Below are 23607 nucleotides of genomic sequence, written 5' to 3'. Positions count from 1 at the left end.
TCCCTCCGGTCGAAGATACAACAAAATGACCGGAGGTCTCCCCCACCCGATTCTCCTCAGGGAGCCGGGCCGGCACGACCGGGAGCGTGTCGCTTCCGTGCTGACGATCGGTGCCGCAGGATGGGGTACTCCCCTCCAAGACTTGCCTAAGTTTACACGATCTTAGAAAGCGCCTGCCGAAGGGTTATACGTTGCCTGTACGGTACGGGTATCACCGGCCTCGCTCGGCGAAGCAGGCTCAGCGTTTGCGGTGGACTCGGCGTCGGAGGAAGCTGCGGCATCATCGTGTTCCTGCTGCTGCATCTCCTCCTGGATTTCCTTGGGGGCCTCGGCAGGGTCGGCTCCCTTGATCATCCAGATGATGGTATCAAGCTCTTCCGGCTTCACGAGGACCTCGCGAGCCTTAGATCCTTCGGATGGACCAACAACGCCACGGGATTCCATGAGATCCATCAGGCGGCCGGCCTTGGCAAAGCCGATGCGCAGCTTGCGCTGCAACATGGAAGTAGAGCCCAACTGGGCGGTGACAACCAACTCGACGGCTTCGAGGAGGTCATCCATATCCTTGCCAATTTCCTCGTCGATTTCCTTCTTGGCCTCGGACTGCTTTTCTTCAGTCACTCCCTCGGTATAGTTCGGTGCGGCTTGAGACTTGGCAGCATCGACGACGGCCATAACTTCATCATCTGAGACGAATGCACCCTGCATACGCACCGGACGCTTGCCCTGCGGGATAAAGAGGCCATCGCCCATGCCAATAAGCTTTTCAGCGCCACCTTGGTCCAAGATGACGCGCGAGTCCGTCAGCGAGGACGTTGCGAAAGCCAAGCGCGATGGAACGTTGGTCTTAATCAGACCGGTGACCACATCCACGGACGGGCGCTGGGTTGCCAGTACTAGGTGAATTCCGGCGGCACGCGCCTTCTGGGTGATGCGGACGATGGAGTCCTCAATCTCCTTTGGCGCAGTCATCATCAGATCCGCCAGCTCGTCGACGACGCACACGATGTACGGGTACGGGCGTACCTCGCGCTCGGAACCTGCCGGTGCCTGGTATTCGCCGGCGACCACCTTGCGGTTATAGTCCTCAATCTTGCGCACGCGAGCAGCCTTCATATCCATGTAGCGCTGCTCCATCTCCTCCACCAGCCATTGCAGGGCTGCTGCGGCCTTCTTCGGCTGGGTAATGATGGGCGTGATCAGGTGCGGAATGCCCTCGTACGGGGTAAGTTCCACCATCTTCGGGTCCACCAGAATAAGGCGTACCTGCTCTGGAGTAGCGCGGGTAAGCAACGAGACCAACATGGAGTTCACGAAGGCGGACTTACCGGAACCGGTAGCGCCGGCAACTAGCAAGTGCGGCATCTTCTGTACCGAGAAGGAGGTGTATTCGCCTTCGATATCCTTACCCAATCCAATAAGCATCGGGTCAGGAGAGCTGGTCATGCTGGGCGCATCAAGCACCTCACGCAGGTGTACCATCTCGCGGTCTGGGTTGGGAACCTCAATGCCAACAGCTGACTTACCGGGGATAGGCGTCAGCAAGCGCAGGTTGTCCGTGGCTACAGCGTAGGCGAGATTGGACTGCAAATTCGTAATCTTGGATACCTTGACGCCTGGCCCCAGCTCGATTTCATAACGGGTCACTGTTGGACCACGGCTGAAACCGGTGACTTGCGCATCCACCTTGAACTCTTCAAAGACATCAGTAATGGCCTCGATAATGCGGTCGTTAATCTCGGTGCGCTCCTTGGCTGGGGTGCCTGGAGTCAACAAATCCGTAGAAGGAACCGCGTAATTCTCGTTGCCAAACTGTGCGGCGGGCGCGGCAGCGGGCGCCCCAGCTGGCGCGGGCGCACCGGCAGTTCCCGTTCCTGCTCCTGGTTCGGCCGCCGGTTCAGAGCTATCCACCTGCGCGCCGGTCGTTGCATCGCGTCCAGAACGTTCACGGAAGAGCTGGCGGGCCTTCTCGTGCGCGGACGATACTGCATCCGCGCCTCCTTGTGCAGCGGACCCAGCGGCCCCAGCGGCAGCACCTGCCACCGCGGCTCCAGCGGCTCCGGCAGCACCGGCACCTGCAGCCTTAGCTGCGCCACGTGCCGCCCCTGCAGCTCCCGCAGCGCCAGCGGCTGCCCCCGCAGCCGATCCCACAGCGGAACCGGCGGCGGTACCCGCTGCTGAACCAGAGCGAGCAGAGTCAAATGCGGAGCGCTGGCCAGCGGTGCCCAGAACGCGGGTCGGCTCCGAGTCTACGGAGTCTGGCTGGGCCGGCGAAGACGCAGCAGAATCTTCTACGACGGGAATCTCATCGGTATCCTCAATATCGCGCGAAACTGGCTTCTCCGCCGGAGTGGACACGGACTGAAAACCGCCACGCGTTGGCGCGCTAAAGGTACGGGTTGCTTCGTCCTCCTCCGCCGCAGCGGGGGACTCTATGGGATAAGAGGAACCACGCGGAGCGGGGCCTTCAGTGCGGCCTCGGAAAGCGCGCAGGCTTCCACCGCGTTCAGAGGTTCGGCGCTTGGCCGCAGGTCGAGCCGGGCGGGTGCTGCGCTCACGCCCTTCCGCAATATCATCGATATCGCCGGTGACGTGTCCATAAAGGTCATCGCCCTCGTCTTCGTAATAATCTTCATCCGCACCGCCAAAGCGAGAGAAAGCTGCGGCGATGGCATCAGCCACCAGCTCATAGGCCTCGCGGATGGTGATTCCGGTGACCAAAAGGGCGCCGTAGATAATGACGAGGAAAAGCAACGGCACTGCAACGAAGGAGGTAAAGGCAGTCTCCAACAGGCCACCAATGGCATAGCCGATTACTCCGCCCGCACCACCGGCACTTTCCGGGGTAAAGCCAAGTTCAGGGGTGCCAGCAAAGATATGGATCAAGCTGAGCATGGCCAATACAATAATGCTAATTCCGCCCACAATGCGCGGCTTAAAATGCCCCGCCGGGCCGGAGATATCCATCATCAAGGCAATGGCCAAAGCCACTAAGGCCACTGGCAGCACCCATGCGCCCGCACCAATGACATAGCGCACGATATTGCCCACCCAGGCACCTACTTGGCCAGCGACGCCGAACCAGACCGTAGCCGCGAGCACGATGGCAATACCGATGAGCACGAGTGCCACCGCATCGGGATTTTTCACCTGAATGCCGCGCGACTCCGACTCACCCAATTCCATGGTCGAAGGGTGTTCTTCCGCTGCTACATCATTGGCACGAGTAACCTTGCTTTTCTTTTTGTTCTCCCCGCGTGCAGAAATTTCTTCCGGCTCCCTTGTCGTCTCGTACTCCTCGGTGTCATATACGTCTTCGCTCGGCTTCAGCCCGGCCACTCCATGGCTTACACCTCGCGCCATGTTTCCCATGCCGCGCGCCGTGGCACCAAACACTGCGCCCAAGCCCTTGCCGACGGCCCGGAACGCACTACCGGTGCGCTCCTGTGAGGTCGCTGCAGCACGCCGATGCGAGGACGTCATAGCCAAGGTTTCCGGCATGCCAGCACCGGACCGGCTGCGGCCAGATGGCCGTGAACGATTCGTCTTTCGGCGCGTCCCGCGCGAAGAGGCATTTTTGACAGACATGCCTCTACCTTAACCGGGCCACCCCATAAATCACATTAGCCACACGCGTTTCCCCCGAGGCCTAGGGTCATAATCGAAAGTCACACCCCCAACGGCGTACGACGATTGCGATAATAGTACTAATTCAAGGCTAGAGAGTTGACCGTACGGCGGCTTTGGCATCTCCCTCGAGCGTGACTTCGGCAGCGTCACGTCCGAAGGACCACAGAATCAGTTCGCCTACCTCCCCCGATACTCGGACTACGGCATCTCCCTTATCCGCCACGCCGTGCTTATCCGCGGCGACAATGCGCGGTAATCCTTCGGGCTGCATAATGACCGGGCGAGTCGAGTTACGCAGGGCCACCTTAGCTAAGAGCTTCAGGTAGCTATGCATCTGCTGTTTGATTCGTGCCGAGAAATCTCGCGGACCCATGCCATTAGCCCGGCGAACGTCCTCGTGGTGAACAAAATGCTCTACAAAGTTTTGCTGTGCATCCACGAAACGAACGGGGTTATAGGTAGCCGGTCCCCTCCCCCAGTCATCAACGAGCTCATCAAAGTCGCGTTCGGCAACCTTCCGCGATTCCTTTTCAAGGTGGCCGGACAAAGCCTTGACAAAAACTCCAGCGGCTGCATCGGGGCGATTTTCCCGCACCCACAGATGTACGGCTAGGTCACGGGTAGTCCAACCCTCGCACAAAGTAGGGGCATCAGGACCAAGCTTATGAAATAGCGCGACCATTTTGGCGCGCTCAGCAGAAGAAAACGACATAAGCCCCAGCATACCGAGCTAGCTGGCATACTGGGGCTGCGTCTGCCTTTATACGAAGAACCCTGTTATTTACAGAGACTCACGAGAAGCATCTACGTCTTCATCATCGGTAACCAATGGGCCGGAGTTGGTCGGCACGATAGTCGGCAGAATGACCGGCTCGCGCTTGTACTTCGAATCCATAAGTTTAGATACCTTGCGGCGCAGTTTTTGCACCATGCGGTAGGTATCGTTCTCGCCCTCTGCGGCGAGATCATTCATGGTGTTTTCTACCATTTCTGCGACCTCCGGCACGATGCCGCGGTCATCATCGGAAAAGCCTGTGGTAGATACCGTTGGGTGCTCCAATAGGCGCGAGGTACGGTTATCGATCACGCACGTGATAGATACCACGCCACCAGTTCCCAGGTTGGTGCGGTCGGCCAAGGTATCGGCATCTACATCGCCCATGGACACACCATCGACGTAGAGGTTGCCCACCTGCATCTGGCCTACAACCTCGGCGCGGCCCTTGCGCAAATCCACGACGACGCCGTTTTGCGCCAGCACCGTACGATCGCGGTCCACACCGGTGGAAATGGCCAGTTCCTTATTGGCACGTAGGTGGCGCCACTCGCCGTGCACCGGCATAGCATTGCGCGGGCGCGCTGCGTTGTACAGGAACAGCAGCTCACCGGCATAACCGTGGCCCGAGGCGTGCACCTTGACGTCTTGGTTAGTAATGACGTTGGCACCAATCTGAGACAGCATATTAATCACGCCGTAGACCGCTTCCTCATTGCCCGGGATAAGCGAGGAGGAGAAGATGATGGTATCGCCATCACGTACGGTAATTTGGCGGTGCTCGCGACGAGCCATGCGCGATAGAGCGGCCATTGGCTCACCCTGCGTACCGGTGGTGATGAGCATGGTCTTGTGCGGAGCCATCTTGGCAGCCTCATCGATGGGGATAATGGTGCCGCGAGGGACCTTCAAAAAGCCCATCTTTTCCGCGATTTCCATGTTGCGCATCATCGAACGGCCGTTGAAAGCTACCTTGCGGCCATTTGCCACGGCAGCGTCGATAGCAGCCTGGACGCGGTAGACGTTGGATGCGAAGGAAGCCAAGATAACGCGCTGCTTCGCGCCGGCAACGAGACGCTTAAAATTGGCGGGAATATCACCCTCAGATGCAGATACACCAGGCACGGTGGCATTGGTGGAATCACACAGCATGAGGTCGACGCCCTCATCACCGTAACGAGACAGGGCTGGCAGATCGGTGGGACGATTATCCAGTGGGGTCTGATCCAGCTTGATATCACCGGTATGGATGATATTGCCCGCTGGGGTTCCCAACATGATGCCCAAGGCGTCCGGTACGGAGTGGTTAACTGCCCAGAAGCGAACCCGGAATGGTCCATAAGTCACGTCGGATTTTTCATTAACCTCGACGAACTTCGGCTTCTGACGATGTTCCTTACACTTCGCAGCAATGAGCGCGATGGTAAAGCGGGAAGCAACAATAGGGATATCCGGGCGCAGCTTCAGCAGCCACGGAATAGCTCCGATGTGATCCTCGTGCGCGTGAGTAACGACGAGGGCCTTGACCTTGTGGATCTTCTTCTCGATGGGGCCAAAGTCAGGCAGGATAAGATCCACGCCCGGCTCACCGGAAGACGGGAAGAGCACACCGCAGTCAATGATGAGGAGGTCATCACCGTACTCAAAGACGGTCATATTGCGGCCGATCTCCGAGATTCCGCCCAAAGCATAAATGCGGAGTGCATCCTTCGGCTGCTTTGGTGGCTCTGGCAAACGCTTGGTTAGATCCGCACCTTGCATCGACTTGGGCACGTTGCGGCGACCACGGTTATTGCGGCCGCGGCCCTTACCGTTGCCATTTTTGTTGTTGCCGCCATGGTTATTATTTCCACCATGGTTATTGCCGTTGCCGTTACCGCCACGGCCACGGCCGCGGCTACCACGGGAACGGGAGCGGCGGTTGTTACCGCCGCCATCATGCTGGTTATCGGAAGAATTCTTTTTGCCGGAGTTGTCCTTATCTCCCTTAGCCGGCTTATCCTGTGCGGAATTGCCAGCATTAGTAGCTGGGGCTTGGAAAACTGGCGAAGCCGCCTCGTTGGAGGCGGTTTCGTTTTCCGCGGGTGGGCCCGCCTTGCGGGTCACCTTGCGGGAACGGTTACGGGGTTCATTCATTCTTAAAGGGCTCCAGATTGTTCCAGATCACGGCGAAGTACCTCGCGTTCCTCTTCGCTCGCAGCGGTAACAGGAAGACGGGTATCGCCAACTTCGATGCCCTGCAGGCGCAGGGCTTCCTTTGCAAACGTCGCTCCGCCCAACCGTGCTTGTGCCCGGGTAAGCGGAAGGAGCGTTGTGGTATTGATTTCTCGGGCGCGGGCCATATCACCCGCGTCGAAAGCTTCATAAAGTTCTGCCAAGGCACGCGGCACAACATGGCCGATGACGGAGATGAAACCAGAAGCGCCGAGGGAAAGCCACGGCAGGTTAATCGGATCATCACCGGAATACCAGGCCAGACCGGTTTCTTGGATCAGTTCTGCGGCCGCAGGAAGGTCGCCCTTGGCGTCCTTCACGGCTTGGATATTCGGCAAATCCGCAAGGCGGCGGAGGGTATCCGGCGCCACTGGGATGCCCGAGCGGCCAGGAATGTCATAGACACAGATTGGTAGATCCGTGGCTTGCGCGACTGCGGCGAAGTGCTCATAAACGCCCTTTTGGGAGGGCTTCGAGTAGTACGGAGTCACCACCAATAGGCTATCTGCCCCCGCATCCGCGGTGGCCTTGGCCAACTTGATGGAAGCTGCGGTGTCATTCGTTCCGGCACCGGCGCATAGCTTTGCGCGGTCTCCGACTTCTTCCTTTACGGCTTTGAGCAGCTCCAGCTTCTCTTCAACCGACGTGGTCGGTGATTCGCCCGTGGTTCCACCTAGGATGAGCGAATCAACGCCATTATCTACGAGATGAGCCGCTAGGCGACGACCTGCTGCAACGTCCAGCGCACCGTCACGGTCAAACGGGGTAACCATGGCGACGCCGATGCGTCCAAAGGTGTCGACGCCAGTCTTTGCTGTCATACCTGTGCTCATAGCCGTCAAGATTACCCTTTTGGCTAACAATTAGCCGCATCGGGGTCTCGCGCGTGTTAGGCGTAGGGGCTTGCCGCCATTTGAGTGCCATCAGCCAACGTGGTGATATTGAAGTCATTAAAGAGCACCGGTGCCTTGCTCTGCAGCAACTTCAAGCACTCTACCGCGACGTGGCGCAGCTCTTCGTCGGCCTGTTCCGCGGCACGTGCACCGATAAAATGCCGCCACGCGCGATAATTGCCGGTGACAACTATGCGGGTTTCTGTTGCGTTGGGAAGCACGGCACGGGCCGCCTGCCGAGCCTGCTTTTTGCGCAGGAGTGCATTAGGCTCATCCAGTTTCTCTTCGAGCGCGCTTAGCAGCTCGTCATAGACAAAGCGAGTTTCATCTACAGCCTGCATAACCAACCGGCTAAGCTGCTCGTCTTCGGCCACCAATTTAGGCAAAACCACTTCAGTTTCATCTGGGTGGACAAAGCGCTGGGAAAGCTGCGAGAAGGAAAAGTGCCGGTGGCGTACAAGCTCATGGCTTGCCGAACGCGACAGCCCCGTGATGTACATCGTTGCTGTGGCATGCTCAAGCAATGCGGTATGACCTACCTCCATGATGTGGTGCAGATAGGCTTCATTCGTTGCCGTGCGAGGGTTGGGTTTGTCAAAAGACTCGTAACACGCTCTTCCAGCAAACTCGACTAGTGCTTCCCCATCTGAGGCCGAATCATCCGCGGTCCAGTCCACAGTGCGCGGGGCGTGAAATTGCGTTGCGGCAATGAGCTGAATGTCTAGCTCACTTGCTTTAGCCATAGCTTAAAGCCCCAAGTACTTATCTAGGCCGACGACCAAACCTGGGTGTTGCGCAATCTGGCGCACGCCCACCAGTACGCCCGGGGTAAAGGACGCACGGTCATAAGAATCTTGGCGAATAGTCAGAGACTGACCTTGGGCACCGAAAATAACCTCTTCGTGTGCGACCATGCCGCGAGTGCGTACCGCGTGTACCGGAATGCCGTCGACATTGGCTCCGCGTGCACCGTCCAGTTGCTTTTCCGTGGCATCCGGCATCTCGCCTAGGCCTGCCTCCTTGCGAGCGGCTGCAATCCCTTCAGCGGTATGGATGGCGGTACCGGACGGCGCATCCAGCTTTGTCGGGTGATGGAATTCAATGACCTCTGCAGTTTCAAAGAACTTAGCGGCCTGCTTTGCCAACACCATGGTGAGCACAGCGGAGATGGCAAAATTCGGCGCAATCAGGACATTGCCAGCACCGTCTTGCTTAGTCCACTCCTCTACCTGCGCCAAGCGTTCCTTATCAAAGCCAGTGGTCCCCACCACACAGTGAATGCCTTGGGCAATGCAGAATTCCAGGTTTCCCATGACGGAGTCCGGCTGAGTAAAGTCCACGATGACCTCCGCGTGGGCGTCGACAAGCTGCTGCAAATCATCACCGCGGTTGATTTCTGCCACCAGCTCTAGATCATCTTCTGCGTTTACACCTTCGACGATTGCTTGACCCACGCGCCCGTGAGCACCTAGTACGCCAACCTTGATAGCCATGGTGTGTTCTCCTTATTTCAGCCACATCGTTAATACTTTTCTCCCCATCCTAACGCGCATGATAGCTGCGCAATTCCTCGCCTGCTGCAAAGAACGTGTTCTCCTAAACGGTGCCCGAGCTTCATCACTAGGATGGCCTGCATGCAGATATATATCGCTTCCGTTCCCGTAGATGACGTTGCACGCGCTCACGATTTCTATGTCAACACGCTAGGATTCCGCGTTAAGGATGACGTTACCCACGGCGATTTCCGGTGGCTTACCGTCACCAATGCTGATGGCGAGGGAGACACCGAGCTACTTCTCGAGCCGAAAGGCCACCCCGCAGCAAAAGACTATGCCGCGGCACTAAAGGCCGATGGAATTCCGGTCACCCAATTTCTCTCCACGGACATTGAAAGCGAATACAAGGAGCTCAGCGACAAGGGCGTGCACTTTACCATGGAGCCCACCGATGTTGGCCCCTCCATCATTGCCGCTTTTGATGACACCGTGGGAAACCTTATTCAGCTCGTGCAGTTAAAGAAGTAGGCCTACTTCCCGCTTCCGCAACGTGCCCTTTAGGACGTTTAACAATTGCATCACTTTCTAACCCCTGCCCCAACAGCCTCAGTAGGATGGGGCTTATAGCACGGTAAGCACCAAGGAAGTGATGAACTTGTCTCGTTCAATTTTCTCTCGCACTCTCGCCCTAGCCACCAGCGCAGGTTGCGCATTATCGCTTGCCGCTTGTTCCGCAGAGGACTCCACGCAGCAAAGCTCACCGGCGCTTAGCGAGGTTCAGTCAACTGTCGACACGGCTGAGGCCGCAGCCAGCACCACCCCACCTACTACTTCCGCCCCGCAAAGCACCTCAGCGGCGGATGCTGGCCAGCAATCAATTCCACAAGTCGCGTCCCCAGTTGCGTTTGCGGGCATGGGCACAGCCTCGCTCGAGGACCAACAGCATATGCCGGAAGGACTTGGAAACCTCATCCCCACGGGTATGCGAGTGGGAGCTCATGATGGGTTTACTCGCGTTGTCATCGACTTGGAGGGCGAAGGTGAACCGGGGTGGTTTACCTCCTATACCGATGCCCCCGCCCAGCAGGCATCCGGCAACCCAGTTGAGGTTCAGGGCACTACCTTTCTAAACCTAGGCATTGAGGGAACGCCATGGCCTTCAACCCCTGAGCTCAAGGAAAAATACATGTCCCCAGGCACTACTCCTGGTGCCGGGGTGGTGAGCGAAATCAACTACACCACCACCTTCGAGACACAAACCCAGCTCATTATCGGCCTTAAGAAGAAGACTCCCTACTCGGTGACTTTTCTGCAAGAGCCATCGCGCGTGGTGATTGACTTCCAGAACTAAAGTTCTGACATCACCGCTCGGGGTACGCAAAAATCAAGAAAGGCCCTGACTTCCAGTGGGTGAACTGGAGCTCAGGGCCTTTTAGGCTTGAGGATTAATCCTCAACCGGAACCAGGGAAATCTTGCCGCGGTTATCGATGTCAGCGATTTCTACCTGAACCTTATCGCCAACGTTGATGACGTCTTCCACCTTTTCGATGCGCTCATCGCCACCCAGGTTGGAAATGTGAATCAGGCCGTCGCGACCCGGAGTCAGGGAAACGAATGCGCCGAACGGAACGGTCTTTACCACGGTGCCCAGGAAGCGCTCTCCTACCTTCGGCAGCTGCGGGTTAGCAATGGAATTGACCTTTTCGATGGCAGCATCTGCGGCTTCACCGGTAGCAGCGGAAACATAGACGGTTCCGTCATCTTCGATGGAGACATCTGCGCCGGTCTCCTCGGTGATCTGGTTGATGGTCTTGCCCTTTGGCCCAATGAGCTCACCAATCTTATTGACCGGGATCTTCACAGAGGTGATCTTCGGGGCGAGGCCAGACATCTCATCCGGCGTATCGATGACCTCAGCCATGGTTTCCAGGATGGTAGAGCGGGCATCACGAGCCTGCTCCAATGCCTGAGCCAAGACCTTAGACGGGATACCATCCAGCTTGGTGTCTAGCTGCAGGGCGGTGATGTACTCGGAAGTACCTGCGACCTTGAAGTCCATATCGCCAAAGGCGTCCTCGGCACCGAGGATATCGGTCAGGGCGACGAACTTCTCCTTACCGTTGACCTCACCGGAAACCAAGCCCATTGCGATGCCAGCTACGGGTGCCTTCAGCGGAACACCGGCATTGTAGAGGGACAAGGTGGAGGCGCAGACGGAACCCATGGAGGTAGAGCCATTGGAGCCCAAGGCCTCAGAGACCTGACGGATGGCGTATGGGAAGTCCTCGCGGGAGGGGATGACCGGAAGCAGGGCGCGCTCGGCTAGTGCACCGTGACCAATCTCGCGGCGCTTCGGGGAACCTACACGGCCGGTTTCACCGGTGGAGTATGGCGGGAAATTGTAGTGGTGCATATAGCGCTTGGATTCCACTGGGGTCAGGGAATCAATCTGCTGCTCCATCTTGAGCATGTCTAGGGTGGTAACGCCCAAAATCTGAGTTTCTCCGCGCTCAAATAGGGAGGAACCGTGCGCGCGTGGCACCAAATCCACCTCGACGGAAAGGTCACGGATATCGGTAACGCCGCGGCCATCAATGCGGAAGCCCTCAGAGAGGATCTTCTGGCGCACGATCTGCTTCATCAGGGCGTTATACGCGCCGCGGATCTGCTTCGAGGCATTGTCCTCATCCAAGTCTTCGAACTGGTCCAAGAGCTTTTCTTCGACCTGCTCCATGTATTCATTGGTAGCATCGTCGCGTTCCTGCTTGCCCGGAATAGTCAGCAGCTTCTCTAGCTTCTTGGCAGCAGCGCTTTCCACAGCTTCGAAGACATCATCACTATAGGCTGGGAAGAGCGGGAATTCCTGAGTTTCCTTGGCGGTACGCTCCGCCAGACCGTTCTGGGCCTCACACAGGGTCTTAATGAATGGCTTGGCTGCTTCCAGGCCTGCAGCGACGGTTGCTTCCTGCGGCGCAGGAGCGCCTTCAGCAATGCGCTCTGCAACGTTGGTGCCGGCACCAGCCTCGACCATCATGATGGCCACGTCGTCCTTGCGGCCCTTCTTAACCATGCGGCCGGCAACAACCATCTCAAAGAGCGCGCGCTCGTGCTGCTCGTGGTTCGGGAAAGCCACCCACTGGCCTTCCGGGTGCTTATCGTCGGCAATAAGAGCCATGCGGACGCCGCCTACAGCACCAGAGACGGGCAAGCCAGACAGCTGGGTAGCGGCGGAAGCGCCGTTGATGGCAACGACGTCGTAGTACTCTTCCGGATCCTGGGACATGACGGTGACGACAACCTGGACCTCATTGCGCAGGCCCTTGACAAAGGTCGGGCGCAGCGGACGGTCGATGAGGCGGCAGGCCAGGATAGCCTCAGAAGAAGGGCGCCCCTCTCGGCGGAAGAAGGAGCCCGGAATCTTGCCAGCGGCATACATGCGTTCTTCTACGTCAACGGTCAAGGGGAAGAAATCGAATCCCTCGCGCGGCTGGTTAGAAGCGGTGGTGGTGGCCAACAACATGGTGTCATCGTCCAAGTAGGTGGTCACGGAGCCGTCTGCCTGGCGGGCTAGCTGGCCGGTTTCAAAGCGCAACGTGCGGGTGCCAAAGTCACCATTGTCTAGCGTGGCAATGGCTTCGGTAATGCCAAAGTCCTCGTCAATGTTGAACTCGACGGAGTTCTGAACGCTCATTAAAAAATGTCTCCTTGAGTGGTTTAGGCGATCGTCGGTGCCGCCTGGTCAATTTTGTCTACGACAACGCTGTCAAATTCTAACAGAAAAACCACAAAAGCCCCGCCTAAGGGCGGGGCGAGAGGGCCAAAGCTGAGCCGAAATTAACGGCGCAGGCCCAGGCGAGAGATCAGATCACGGTAACGATCGACGTTGTTCTCAGCCAGGTACTTCAGCAGGCCACGACGGCGACCAACCATCAGCAGCAGACCACGACGGGAGTGGTGATCGTGCTTGTGAAACTTCAGGTGCTCGGTCAAGGTATTGATGCGGGAGGTCAGCAGGGCAACCTGTGCCTCAGGGGAACCGGTATCGGTTTCGTGCAGGCCGTACTCCTTGAGGATTTCAGCCTTCTTCTCAGTGGTCAAAGCCATGAGTATTTCTCCTTTATTTCAGTCCACATTATCGTGACGCATAAGCCTGCGCGGTGCGCGAGACTCGTACGTGCCGCAACTGCTGTGAACCGCAGTCGCTAAGCCAAAGAGATACCTTACAGCGTCCGGACACAGAAAATCAAAACTCCCTGGCCCTTAAGTCTGGCCTGCTAGAGCTCGCTAAAGAGGGTTTCCAGTAGTTCTACAAACTCCCGCACAAAGCGCTCGCTATCTACACCCACAGCTACTTTCGCGGTTGCCGCTGTCGAAAGCCGGGTTTCGTCTGCGATTGTCCGACCGCGGGTAGGGCCGGTGGTATCGGTCTTGAGGTTTATCGAAAGGACGTCGACAAGCGAGGCATCTGCTGCCACCGCCACGGCCAGTGGATCGTGCAAGCCGCAACCGCCCAAATACGGCGACGTAGTGGCATAGGCACCAATATAATAATCGACCATGTCCGCAAAGATACGACCGGCACGGGTACCCGAAGCGCGCCAACGAGCGGATTCCTCCGCAGTCAACAACGTGCGCAAAATGACATCCAGGCCCACCATGGTGATATCGCCAGCATGGCGGAATAGGTAATCGGTAGCCTCCGGATCCTGGGAAATATTAGCCTCAGACCACGGCGTGACATTTCCAGGTACTGTGAGCGCCCCGCCCATCATCACCAGGTGCGCGTTCGCGGCAAAACTGGGGTCTTGGCGCATTGCAGCAGCAATCGTGGTGGAGGGGCCGGTAGGAATGATCACCAAATCAGCGCCATGCTCATGGACGGCTTGGATGAGGAAGTCTGCCGCGGGTTGAGACTGGACCTGCCCGGTTGCCGGCGGCAGGAGGACCTCGCCTACGCCGTTGCGGCCATGGATAAAGGAGGAAATATCGCTCGGCCGAAAGCCTGCCGGGCTGGGGCCGGCAAAAACCGGAATATCGCCTTTACCCAGCAGCTCCAAGAGGGCAAGTGTATTGCGCACGGCCAAGGGCACAGTCACGTTGCCGTACGTACAGGTCACACCGATTAGTTCCAAGTCTGGATGGGCTATGGCATACGCCAGCGCCAAGGCATCATCAATGCCGGTATCGAGATCGAGAATGGCCTTCATTTATTTCTCCCGTAGGAAATAGTCTTTGGCGGTCCAGCCTTGTGCCTTAGCATCGGCAGCAAGCACCCGGCGCGCCTTGGCTACGTCATTGGACATGGCTTCTAGCAGCTCATCCACGGAATTGAACTTCACCATATCGCGAATGTGACCGACGAAATGCACCGTGGCCTCATATCCATACAGATCCGCATCGCGGTCGAGCACGAAGGACTCGATGGAGCGCTCCTCGTCCCCAAAAGTAGGGTTGGTGCCCACGGAAATAGCAGCCGCGTAGGCCACGCCAGGGCGCATATCGCCGTCTATGGAAGAGTCAGAGTGGACAATAAACCACCCTGCGTAAACGCCATCGGCCGGGATGGCCACCGTATCCGGGAAGTACTGATTGGCCGTAGGAAAGCCCAGTTCCTTTCCTCCCCGACCCGCGCCGCGTACCACGGGCCCGGTCACGGTGAAATGGCGGCCGAGCGCCCAATTAGCGGATTCAATGTCCCCGTTTGCAAGACACTCGCGAATATGGGTGGAACAAATCCGCACGCCGGCATCATCCAGCAACGGGACGATATCCACGCTAAAGCCAAACTCGGCACCAAAATCTTGCATGGCCCGGGCGGTTCCGGTGGCACCCGCGCCAAAGGTGAAGTTCTCCCCCACCACTATGTGCTGCGCATTGAGTTTTCCTACCAACAGTTCTTCCACGTAGGGCCGCGGCTCCACGCCGGCTAGGTCTCTGGTGAAGTCGATGACAAGCACGGCTTCAATGCCTAGATCTTCGGCCAATTCCAGCCGGCGCTCAAAGCTGAGTACTGCCAGTGGGGCACGCTCCGGCAAGAATACCGACACCGGGTGCGGGTCAAAGGTCACCATGACAGGGCGCTCACCATTGGCGCGAGCGTGCTCCACACAGGCGGAAATGAGCTGCTGATGGCCGCGGTGTAGGCCGTCAAAGACGCCGATTGTTACTGACGTTGGGCCTAATTGCGCAGGGATGTCATCGATTCCATACCAAATATCCACGCAGACCATCGTAGAGCATAGACTTAGAGGCTATGACTGATGCGCTCGCAAACTCCGGCCTCGTCATCGTAGACAAACCCGCCGGTATGACCTCCCACGATGTTGTCGGCCGCCTACGCAGGTATTTTCACACCAAAAAGGTGGGCCATGCCGGCACTCTCGACCCCATGGCCACCGGCGTGCTTGTCCTTGGCTTGGAGCGTGGCACCAAGTTCTTGGCCCACATGGTTGCCTCCACTAAGTCCTACGACGCCACCATCCGGCTCGGCGCCGCCACCACCACCGATGACGCCGAGGGGGAATACTCCTGGGGCGCTAGCGCTGCAGGCGTTGACCGCCCTGCAATTGACGCTGAAATTACCAAGCTCACTGGCGATATCATGCAAAAGCCCGCGGCCGTATCAGCCATTAAGATTAATGGCCGCCGCGCCCATGAGCTCGTACGCGAGGGCCACGAGGTAGACATTCCCGCGCGTCCGGTAACGGTGGATACATTCGACGTTCTCGCACAGCGCCACGAGGGCGACTATATCGACTTAGATGTCACGGTAGATTGCTCCTCTGGCACCTATATACGCTCCCTGGCCCGTGATTTGGGCGAGGCCCTACACGTGGGCGGGCACCTTACTGCTTTGCGCCGCACAAAGGTGGGCCCTTTTACGCTTGCCGACGCCCTCTCGCTCGACGACCTTGCCGATTCCCCGCGCCTTTCCTTGAGCTTGGACGAAGCCTTGGCTCGCTGCTTCCCGGTTCTATCCGTCACCGAGGATGAGGCGGCGGCTCTAGCTATGGGCAAATGGCTCGAACCCCGCGGGCTTAAAGGCGTGCACGCCGCCGTGGCCCCCAACGGCCAGGCAGTCGCGCTCATCAAGGAAAAAGGCAAGCGCCTAGCCACAGTATTTGTGGCACGGCCCTCTACCCTTTAATGGCTAAAATCTAGGGCCGGAACCGATGTGGACACGATGACGTAGCCATCTCGAATCACCCAGCGCCCAGTGATAAACGGCACCGGAGTAGGCCGGGCCAAAATATAGGAAATGAGCGTGCCATCCTCGCGCAGATCAATTTCTGCTTGATCAAAGTCGAGCCAGCGGAACGTCATGGGAAACCACGACTTATACGTGGCTTCCTTGGCGCAAAAGAGCAATCGGTCCGGGCAGTTAATCCCCGCCTTACTTAGCCGCAAAAGCTGCGGCATCTCCCCTGCCCGAGCGATCATTGTGAGCACATGATCTGGCAGCGGTTCGGCGGGTTCTGCATCCAGGCCTACGGATTTTAAGGCTGAGGTAGGGGCAACCACCGCAGCCCGCATGCCCTCTGTATGGGTCATCGAGCCTACAAAACCCTCGGGCCACAGCGGCATGCCGCGCTCGCCGCGCAGAATCGGCGTCGCCGGGCTGGCCCCCAATTCCTGCAAGGCTCGATGCGCACACCACCGAGCATCTCCGAACTCGGCCTTGCGCACATCAACTGCCTGGGAAACGAGAGACTTTTCTTCGGCCGCGAGGCCTTCAAAATTAGCCAAATCCGCGTAACCCGAATCCGTGCGCACATAGCAATAGCGCGCACTTTCCGGAAATAACTCTGGATACATCATCGTGCCTCCTCCCCTTCAAAAGAACGCAGTACCGGATACGGCCACGCCTGGGCGCTGTCGCGCCCCTGCCATTCGCGTGGATACCCCAATGACGTCTCGATATGGTCAACGCCATCCACATTCATGCGAGACGGCATATGCAGGTGCCCATAGATGACGGACTCCGCGTTATAGCGCCGCGGCCACGACCGCGTATGCCTGGTTCCGCACCACAAGGCAATTTCCGGAAAGCGCAACAGCATGGTTGGTTCTTGGACCAACGGCCAATGGTTAACCAGCACGGTAGGACCATGTACTCGGGAAAGGCGCTTGATGGAATAGGCCAACCTGTCCCAACACCACGCCCGCACGTCTACGAAGGGGGCGATGGCGAACTCATCGGTCATCATCAGTTGTTTTGCGCGCGCCGCGTCAATGGCTTCGTCCACGCTAAGGTCATGCGGACGGAAACTGTAATCATACAAAGTAAATAGCGGAACGATGGTGGTCCCGTGAAATACCGGATACGGGTCTTCGGGAGTAATGACACCAATTTCCCTACACCTTTCCACCAGGTGCGCATACTTATCTCGGCCTTGATACCGGTCCTGGGAGCGGGAGAATAACTCATGATTGCCCGGCGCCCAGATGACCCTGGCATAGCGATCATTGAGCTGGCGCAAAATACGAACGATGAGATCGGTGCGTTCTGCAACGTCCCCGGCCACGATGAGCCAATCCGCGGGATCGGGCGGAGTGAGCTGATCAATGCGCTCGCTATTGGCGCTGACCGCTCCATGCAGGTCAGAAACCGCCCACACTGTTGGCATAGGTTTCTCACCTGCCTTTCTAGAATCTGCGCGCTGCACGGAGCCGCACGCCGCGCGAGAGTATCAACACGCCCACTTTAGCGCAGCTAGTTCTCTTGTACTACGGCCCATTTCATGGATCGGAACCGGTAGACCACGCCCACCATACGGAAAGCAATGAATGCAGCAAGACCGCACCACACGCCAGTCAACCCTGTGCCCATAAAATGCGCCAAGATTACGCCTGGCAAAAATCCCACCAGAACCGAAGAAATAGTCAGTGTGCGCAAGAAGGCTGCATCGCCGGCGCCAAGCAGTACGCCATCGAGCGCGAAGACTACGCCACCGCCAATGACCATGGCTACCAAGATCCACCACGGCTGGGAAATGGCATCCAAAACCTCCGGAGCGGAGGTAAAGATGCGTGGAATAATTCCCGCGCCGGCAGCGAAAACGGCGGCCAGCAGTCCCGAAAAAATCGTAGAGTACAACACGACCTTGCTGCCTACACCGCGTGCATGCTTAGCAGAGCCAGCGCCTAGGGCCGCTCCCGTCAAAGATTGTGCGGCAATGGCCAAAGAATCCAAGATGAGGGACATAAAGTTCCACAACTGCATCATGATCTGGTGACCGGCCAGAGAAGCGGTACCCACCCGGGAGACCACGGCCGTGGCGGTGAGGAAAGCCACCTGGAAACTAGCCGAGCGCAAAATGAGATCGCGACCCAAAATCAACTGCTCGCGTATCACACGCCATTGAATGTGCCAAGAACCGGTATGTTCCTTGTGTAATTCGCGGACAAATAGCGCAGCAATAATGCTCATGCCCAGTACCGTGGCTATAGCGGAGCCGGCCAGCCCCCAGAAATGGACAAAGATGGGCACTGCAATCGCGCCGGGAATCATGCCAGCCAAGGTGAAATACAGCGGTTTCTTTGTATCTTGGACTCCGCGCATCCACCCGTTGCCAGCCATTTCCACCAATGTAACGGGAATGGCAAGTGCCGCGATGCGCAGCCACAACGCCGTTCCAGCAGCCGTGGCGGGATCACCAGTTAGAGCACGAGCAAATGCGCCGCCGAAAATCCACATGATAACCGCGAGAAGCCCGCCTACTCCCAAGGCCACATAAGTAGCTTGCACGCCCTCAGCAACCGCAGCTTCGCGTTTTCCGGAGCCAAAGAGGCGAGCAGAGCGAGCGGTCGTGCCGTAGGACAAAAATGTCAACTGCGTAGTCACCACGGAGTGAATCGTGGTCGCTGCGGCCAGAGAAGCTAGCTCTTGCGCGCCAAGGCGGCCGACCACCGCGGTATCCAACAGAAGATAGAGTGGCATCGCCGCTAGCACGCCAAGCGCAGGAAACGCGAGGCCAAAGACCTCGCGTGCGGTTACTGTGCCGGCGGTGGAGCGATCCTGGGTGTTCAATCCATCCGTCTGCCCTGTACTCATTGAATAGCGGCCACCAATTCCTTAATGATTTTTTCTGGAGCTCCGTGAGCGGTATACCCTGCGGCTGGAACATGCCCGCCGCCGCCAAAGTTAAGAGCAACGGAGGAGCAATCAATCCGAGAGGAACGTAAGGATACCGCCCATACCTCCGGAGCTTGCTCTTTAAACACCACGCCTATGGTGGTTCCTTCTAGCGCGCGGACGAATTCCACCAGTGACTCCACGGCCGAATCTGAGTGGCCGTGGATATCATCCCTTCGCGCGACAAGGATGCCTAGGGTGTGCTCCCCTGCTTCCTCAATACGCAGACCAGCCAGTACCCTACCAATCATTTGTAGATCGTCCGGTGTGATGGAATCCAAGAGGTCAGCGGCGATCTGCTTAGTATCGAGATCGTAATGCATCAGACGGGTGGCAATATCGTGCATTGCCGGCCTACCCCAGCGGAAGCTGCCGGTATCAGTCATCAAACCTGCATAAAGGCAGTGCGCGATATGGCGGTCAACTTGAATTTCTAGAGAATCCAGGATGCTCAGCAAGACCACTGTGGTGGATTCACATTCGGTATCCACCACATTGATGGCACCGAATCCTGGATTAGAAGAATGATGGTCAATGCACAGAACCCGGCCCTGCTGGGCTAGCTGCTCAATGTGGTCTGCAAAAAATCCCGTCCGGTCCAAGGAACCACAATCAACGGTGACATAAAGGTCGTAGCCGTCGGGCAGTTCGCGACTGACGGTGACGTCCTCGGCACCGGGAATGGTGTATAAGTTCCGAGAGATTTCCCGATCTTGGCCCACGACGGCGCACACGTCTTTGCCCTGTTGCCGCAACGCGAGCAGCAACGCCGCAGCAGAACCGATGGCATCGGCGTCCGGCCGCAGATGCGTGACAATGCAGATGCTGTGGGCATCCTGCAGGGCAGCAACTGCCGGCTGGTATTGCTTTTTAGTCACTTAAGCCTCGTCTTCATCGGAGGTCTTATATGGGTTTGCGTCCCCTGCGGGCTGGGCGTTTTTCTTCAGCTTCGCCAACTCCTCGTCGCGGGCACGGGCACGAGCTAATAGTTCTTCCATATGAGCTGAAGCTTCTGGAACGGTATCGACCTCGAAGGTCAGCGTCGGGGTAAAGCGCACGGAGAGCTGATCTCCTACAATCTTGCGCAGCTGCCCCTTAGCGCGCTTGAGAGCTTCTTCTGCTTGCTGGAAATCCGGCTCGGAGTCAATGTCTTTTCCGCGCACGGTATAAAAAACGGTGGCATCGTGCAGGTCGCCGGTGACTCGAGTATCCGTAATAGTCACCAGCTCAAGGCGGCGATCCTTAATCTGGCGTTCGATGGCGCTTGCCACGATTTCCTGAATGCGCTTGGCCATACGCGCTGCGCGTGCGTGATCAACCATGTGAACCTCCCAGCTCAAAAAGAATCCATCTTTAAAATTACCGCCAACCGGTATAAGAAACCACCAGTTTAGTGCGCAATACCGGACAATGAAAACCCGTACCGCTTGCACAGGTGCGAAGTGGGCCATGCAAAATCATCGCTATAAACAAGCTGCTAAAGCAAAAGGCCCACTTCCACTCTCCCCAATCCTCCCCACCTGTGTGCTGGAAGCACATTCAGTGGAGAGACGGTGAGTGTGGAAGTGGGCCTTGCGGCGGCGTCAGTTAGTCGCGCGGAACCTCGACCTCTTCGTAGGCCTGGATGATGTCGCCTACCTGGATATCCGGGTAAGAGAGCACCATACCGCACTCATAGCCGGCCTTGATCTCGGTTGCGTCGTCCTTCTCGTGACGCAGGGACTCAATCTTGGCGTCGGCAGTGATGACGTTGTTATCGCGCAGCAAGCGAATCTTGCCGTTACGGACAACCTTGCCCTCGGTGACCATGCAGCCGGCGATGGTACCCACCGCGGAGGACTTAAACAGGGCACGGATTTCGGCCGCACCGGTGTCGCGTTCCTCGTAAATAGGCTTGAGCATGCCCTTGAGCGCAGCTTCGACCTCTTCGATGGCCTTGTAGATGATCGTGTAGTAACGAATATCCACGCCCTCTTGGGTGGCCATCTCCGTCGCCTTGCCTTCCGCACGAGTGTTGAAGGCAATGATAACGGCGTCGGAAGCCGCTGCCAGGGAGACGTTGGTCTCGGTCACAGCGCCCACACCACGGTCGATGATGTTGAGCTCGACTTCGTCCTCGGTCTTGATATCCAGCAGGGCGTCTTCCAGTGCCTCGACGGAACCGGCATTGTCGCCCTTGAGGATGAGGTTGAGGGTCGAAGTCTCCTGCAATACCTTGTCCAGATCCTCCAAGGAGACGCGCTTGCGCTGCTTGGCCTGCAGGGCAGAGCGCTTGCGGGCGTCACGCTGGTTGGCAATCTGGCGGGCAACGCGGTCGTCTTCCACCACGAGCAGGTTATCGCCAGCGCCAGGCACACCAGACAGGCCTTGGACCTGAACCGGGCGGGATGGACCGGCCTCTTCGACGTCGCCGCCGAATTCATCGAGCATGCGGCGCACACGGCCGTGTGCATCGCCCACGACGATGGAATCGCCCACGTGCAAGGTACCGCGCTGGACAATGACGGTAGCAACCGGACCACGGCCGCGGTCGAGGTGTGCCTCAATTGCCACACCCTGTGCGTCCATATCTGGGTTAGCGGTCAGCTCCAAGGCTGCATCCGCGGTCAGGATGACGGACTCGAGCAGCTGATCGATGTTCTTACCCTGCTTCGCAGAGATGTCCACGAACATGGTGTCGCCACCGTATTCCTCCGGAACCAAGCCGTATTCGGTGAGCTGGCCACGGATCTTATCCGGCTGAGCTTCCGGCTTATCCACCTTGTTGACTGCCACGACTACCGGAATATCCGCAGCCTTGGCGTGGTTGATGGCCTCCACGGTCTGTGGCATGACGCCGTCATCGGCGGCAACCACGAGGATGGCCAAGTCGGTGGACTTAGCACCACGGGCACGCATGGCGGTAAAGGCCTCGTGACCCGGGGTATCCAGGAAGGTAATGGTGCGTTCGCCGTCCACGTCTACCGTGGTCTGGTATGCACCAATGCCCTGGGTGATGCCGCCTTCCTCGCGGGCGCCCTCGTTGGTCTTGCGGATGGCGTCCAACAGGCGGGTCTTACCGTGGTCAACGTGACCCATGACGGAGACGACTGGAGGACGATTCTCCAGCGCTTCCTCGCCGCCTTCGTCCTCACCGAACTGCAGGTCGAAGGACTCGAGGAGCTCGCGGTCCTCATCCTCAGGGGAGACGACCTCGACGTTGTAGTTAATCTCAGAGCCGAGCAGCTGCAGCGTATCTTCCGATACCGAAGCGGTCGCCGTCACCATTTCGCCAAGGTTAAACAGCGCCTGCACCAGTGCTGCTGGATCCGCACCGATCTTCTCAGCGAAGTCCGAAAGGGAAGCGCCACGACGCAGGCGGACGGTCTTGCCCTTGCCATCTGGCAAGCGCACGCCGCCTACGACATGCTTCTGCTGCTCTTCGTACTCATGGCGCTTCTGACGCTTAGACTTCTTGCCCTTGCGTGGAGCGCCACCTGGACGGCCGAATGCACCTGCGGTGCCACCGCGACGTCCGCCGCGTCCGCCGCCACGGAAACCGCCTGGACGGCCGCCACCTGGCCGACCGCCGCCTGGTCCTCCGTGACCACCACGGCCACGGCCACCGCGTCCACCACCGCTCGGTGCCTTAGACGGCATCGATGCAGGGTTTGGATGGGAAGGCATCATCGCTGGGGATGGACGGCGACCGCCGCCACCCTGGCTATTGCCACCCTGGCGGTTATTTCCACCCTCGTTTTGACCGCCGCGCTTGCCGCGGTTATCTGGCTTATTGCCGCCACGCGGGCCCTTAGAGCCGCCTGGACGTGGGCCCGGCCGGCTATCGCCGCCGCCCGTGGAGAACGGGTTATTGGCTACGCGGCGGGTACCGCCTGGCTTCGGCATCGGGCGAGGCATGGAATTGCCTGGGGTCGGGCGCTCGCCCGTCTTCTTGCCACCAGCCTGGCCGGGCTTAGGTGCGCCCTGGCCTGGCTTCGGTGCGGCAGGCTTGGCCCCCGGCTTCGGAGCCTGTGCGCCTGGCTTCGGTGCAGCTGGCTGTGCGCCGGGCTTAGGAGCGCCCTGAGCTGGCTTCGGTGCGGCAGGCTTGGCCCCCGGCTTCGGAGCCTGTGCGCCCGGCTTCGGTGCGGCAGCCTTTGCCCCGGGCTTGGCTGCAGCGGACTGCGCCCCTGGCTTAGGAGCACTTGCTTTGGCAGTGCTCTTAGCAGCACCCTTGGCAGGCTTTTTGTCTTGCTTCTTCTCGGCGGACTCATCGCCACCGGACTGTGCTTCATAATGAGCTCGCATCTTCTTAACCACCGGCGGTTCGATGGTGGAAGAAGCAGTCTTTACAAACTCACCCTGTTCTTTCAGGGTGGCGAGCAGTTCCTTGCTGGTTACTCCGAGCTGCTTTGCTAGCTCGTGAACACGTAGCTTTCCGGGCACTTGTCTCCTCTTGGTATCGACTAGGAGCCAAGGCCACGGAA

General features: G+C 58.3%; 19 protein-coding genes. 3 read left to right on the top strand and 16 right to left on the bottom strand.

The features are described from left to right. Window positions 1-162: 162 nt before the first annotated feature. The 6 genes from ACLI1L_RS05525 to dapB all read right to left on the bottom strand — a co-directional run bounded on the left by ACLI1L_RS05525 (window position 163) and on the right by dapB (window position 9005). The gene (locus ACLI1L_RS05525) at window positions 163-3501 is read right to left on the bottom strand and encodes an FtsK/SpoIIIE family DNA translocase (RefSeq protein ID WP_086587728.1); all 3339 of its coding nucleotides are present in this window, start codon (window positions 3499-3501) and stop codon (window positions 163-165) included. A 217-nt stretch (window positions 3502-3718) separates the two neighbouring features. Continuing rightward, window positions 3719-4354: a TIGR03085 family metal-binding protein gene (locus ACLI1L_RS05520; protein ID WP_086587511.1), complete on the bottom strand. Its 636-nt coding sequence runs from the start codon at window positions 4352-4354 to the stop codon at window positions 3719-3721. A 57-nt stretch (window positions 4355-4411) separates the two neighbouring features. Next, the gene (locus ACLI1L_RS05515; protein ID WP_167371278.1) at window positions 4412-6541 is read right to left on the bottom strand and encodes a ribonuclease J; all 2130 of its coding nucleotides are present in this window, start codon (window positions 6539-6541) and stop codon (window positions 4412-4414) included. Between the two features lie 2 nt (window positions 6542-6543). Then, on the bottom strand, window positions 6544-7452 hold the full coding sequence (gene dapA / locus ACLI1L_RS05510) for a 4-hydroxy-tetrahydrodipicolinate synthase (RefSeq protein ID WP_284835403.1): 909 nt from the start codon (window positions 7450-7452) through the stop codon (window positions 6544-6546). 56 nt (window positions 7453-7508) lie between these two features. Beyond that, window positions 7509-8255 (bottom strand): FAD-dependent thymidylate synthase, encoded by a 747-nt coding sequence (gene thyX, locus ACLI1L_RS05505; protein ID WP_049361193.1) that lies wholly within the window; start codon window positions 8253-8255, stop codon window positions 7509-7511. Between the two features lie 3 nt (window positions 8256-8258). Continuing rightward, window positions 8259-9005: a 4-hydroxy-tetrahydrodipicolinate reductase gene (gene dapB / locus ACLI1L_RS05500; protein ID WP_023021346.1), complete on the bottom strand. Its 747-nt coding sequence runs from the start codon at window positions 9003-9005 to the stop codon at window positions 8259-8261. Between the two features lie 141 nt (window positions 9006-9146). Between dapB and ACLI1L_RS05495 the strand changes: the two genes are divergently transcribed. Together ACLI1L_RS05495 and ACLI1L_RS05490 are read left to right on the top strand one after the other, a co-directional pair. Then, window positions 9147-9536 carry a VOC family protein gene (locus ACLI1L_RS05495; protein ID WP_239204191.1) on the top strand — a complete coding sequence of 130 codons (390 nt, stop codon included), beginning with the start codon at window positions 9147-9149 and terminating at the stop codon, window positions 9534-9536. Window positions 9537-9657: 121 nt separating this feature from the next. Further along, a complete protein-coding gene (locus ACLI1L_RS05490) occupies window positions 9658-10359 on the top strand; it encodes an AMIN domain-containing protein (protein ID WP_086587508.1) in 702 nt (233 codons plus the stop codon). Between the two features lie 94 nt (window positions 10360-10453). Here ACLI1L_RS05490 and ACLI1L_RS05485 read toward each other — a convergent pair whose 3' ends face one another. The 4 genes from ACLI1L_RS05485 to ACLI1L_RS05470 form a co-directional block, all read right to left on the bottom strand. Then, window positions 10454-12700, bottom strand: coding sequence for a polyribonucleotide nucleotidyltransferase (locus ACLI1L_RS05485; RefSeq protein WP_086587507.1), 2247 nt, complete (start codon window positions 12698-12700; stop codon window positions 10454-10456). A gap of 143 nt (window positions 12701-12843) precedes the next feature. Beyond that, window positions 12844-13113 (bottom strand): 30S ribosomal protein S15, encoded by a 270-nt coding sequence (rpsO, locus tag ACLI1L_RS05480; RefSeq protein ID WP_005278802.1) that lies wholly within the window; start codon window positions 13111-13113, stop codon window positions 12844-12846. Window positions 13114-13283: 170 nt separating this feature from the next. Then, window positions 13284-14216, bottom strand: coding sequence for a nucleoside hydrolase (locus tag ACLI1L_RS05475; RefSeq protein WP_411708256.1), 933 nt, complete (start codon window positions 14214-14216; stop codon window positions 13284-13286). Then, window positions 14217-15239 carry a bifunctional riboflavin kinase/FAD synthetase gene (locus ACLI1L_RS05470; RefSeq protein ID WP_086587505.1) on the bottom strand — a complete coding sequence of 341 codons (1023 nt, stop codon included), beginning with the start codon at window positions 15237-15239 and terminating at the stop codon, window positions 14217-14219. A gap of 23 nt (window positions 15240-15262) precedes the next feature. On the opposite strand from ACLI1L_RS05470, the gene truB reads away from it, so the two are divergent. Next, on the top strand, window positions 15263-16156 hold the full coding sequence (gene truB / locus ACLI1L_RS05465) for a tRNA pseudouridine(55) synthase TruB (protein WP_086587504.1): 894 nt from the start codon (window positions 15263-15265) through the stop codon (window positions 16154-16156). Here truB and ACLI1L_RS05460 read toward each other — a convergent pair. The 6 genes from ACLI1L_RS05460 to infB all read right to left on the bottom strand — a co-directional run bounded on the left by ACLI1L_RS05460 (window position 16153) and on the right by infB (window position 23566). Beyond that, entirely contained in the window at window positions 16153-16827 is a 675-nt protein-coding gene (locus ACLI1L_RS05460; RefSeq protein WP_086587503.1) for a 4'-phosphopantetheinyl transferase, read from the bottom strand. The two genes, truB and ACLI1L_RS05460, sit on opposite strands and share 4 nt — an antisense overlap. After that, on the bottom strand, window positions 16824-17636 hold the full coding sequence (locus ACLI1L_RS05455) for a metallophosphoesterase family protein (RefSeq protein WP_086587502.1): 813 nt from the start codon (window positions 17634-17636) through the stop codon (window positions 16824-16826). Before ACLI1L_RS05455 ends, ACLI1L_RS05460 begins: the two co-directional genes overlap by 4 nt. 86 nt (window positions 17637-17722) lie before the next feature. Beyond that, complete coding sequence (locus ACLI1L_RS05450; protein ID WP_086587501.1) at window positions 17723-19063, bottom strand: MATE family efflux transporter; 1341 nt, start codon at window positions 19061-19063, stop codon at window positions 17723-17725. Next, the gene (locus ACLI1L_RS05445) at window positions 19060-20022 is read right to left on the bottom strand and encodes a DHH family phosphoesterase (RefSeq protein ID WP_086587500.1); all 963 of its coding nucleotides are present in this window, start codon (window positions 20020-20022) and stop codon (window positions 19060-19062) included. The genes ACLI1L_RS05450 and ACLI1L_RS05445 overlap by 4 nt, the downstream gene beginning before the upstream one ends. Further along, a complete protein-coding gene (rbfA, locus tag ACLI1L_RS05440; RefSeq protein WP_086587499.1) occupies window positions 20023-20466 on the bottom strand; it encodes a 30S ribosome-binding factor RbfA in 444 nt (147 codons plus the stop codon). A gap of 265 nt (window positions 20467-20731) precedes the next feature. Next, window positions 20732-23566, bottom strand: a complete 2835-nt coding sequence (infB, locus tag ACLI1L_RS05435) for a translation initiation factor IF-2 (RefSeq protein ID WP_411708255.1) — start codon at window positions 23564-23566, stop codon at window positions 20732-20734. Between the last annotated feature and the right edge of the window lie 41 nt (window positions 23567-23607).

Origin of the sequence: Corynebacterium sp. LaCa117 (genome assembly GCF_046717765.1) — a bacterium.
GTDB lineage: Bacteria > Actinomycetota > Actinomycetes > Mycobacteriales > Mycobacteriaceae > Corynebacterium > Corynebacterium kefirresidentii.
This window is presented reverse-complemented; position numbering and strand designations above follow the sequence as displayed.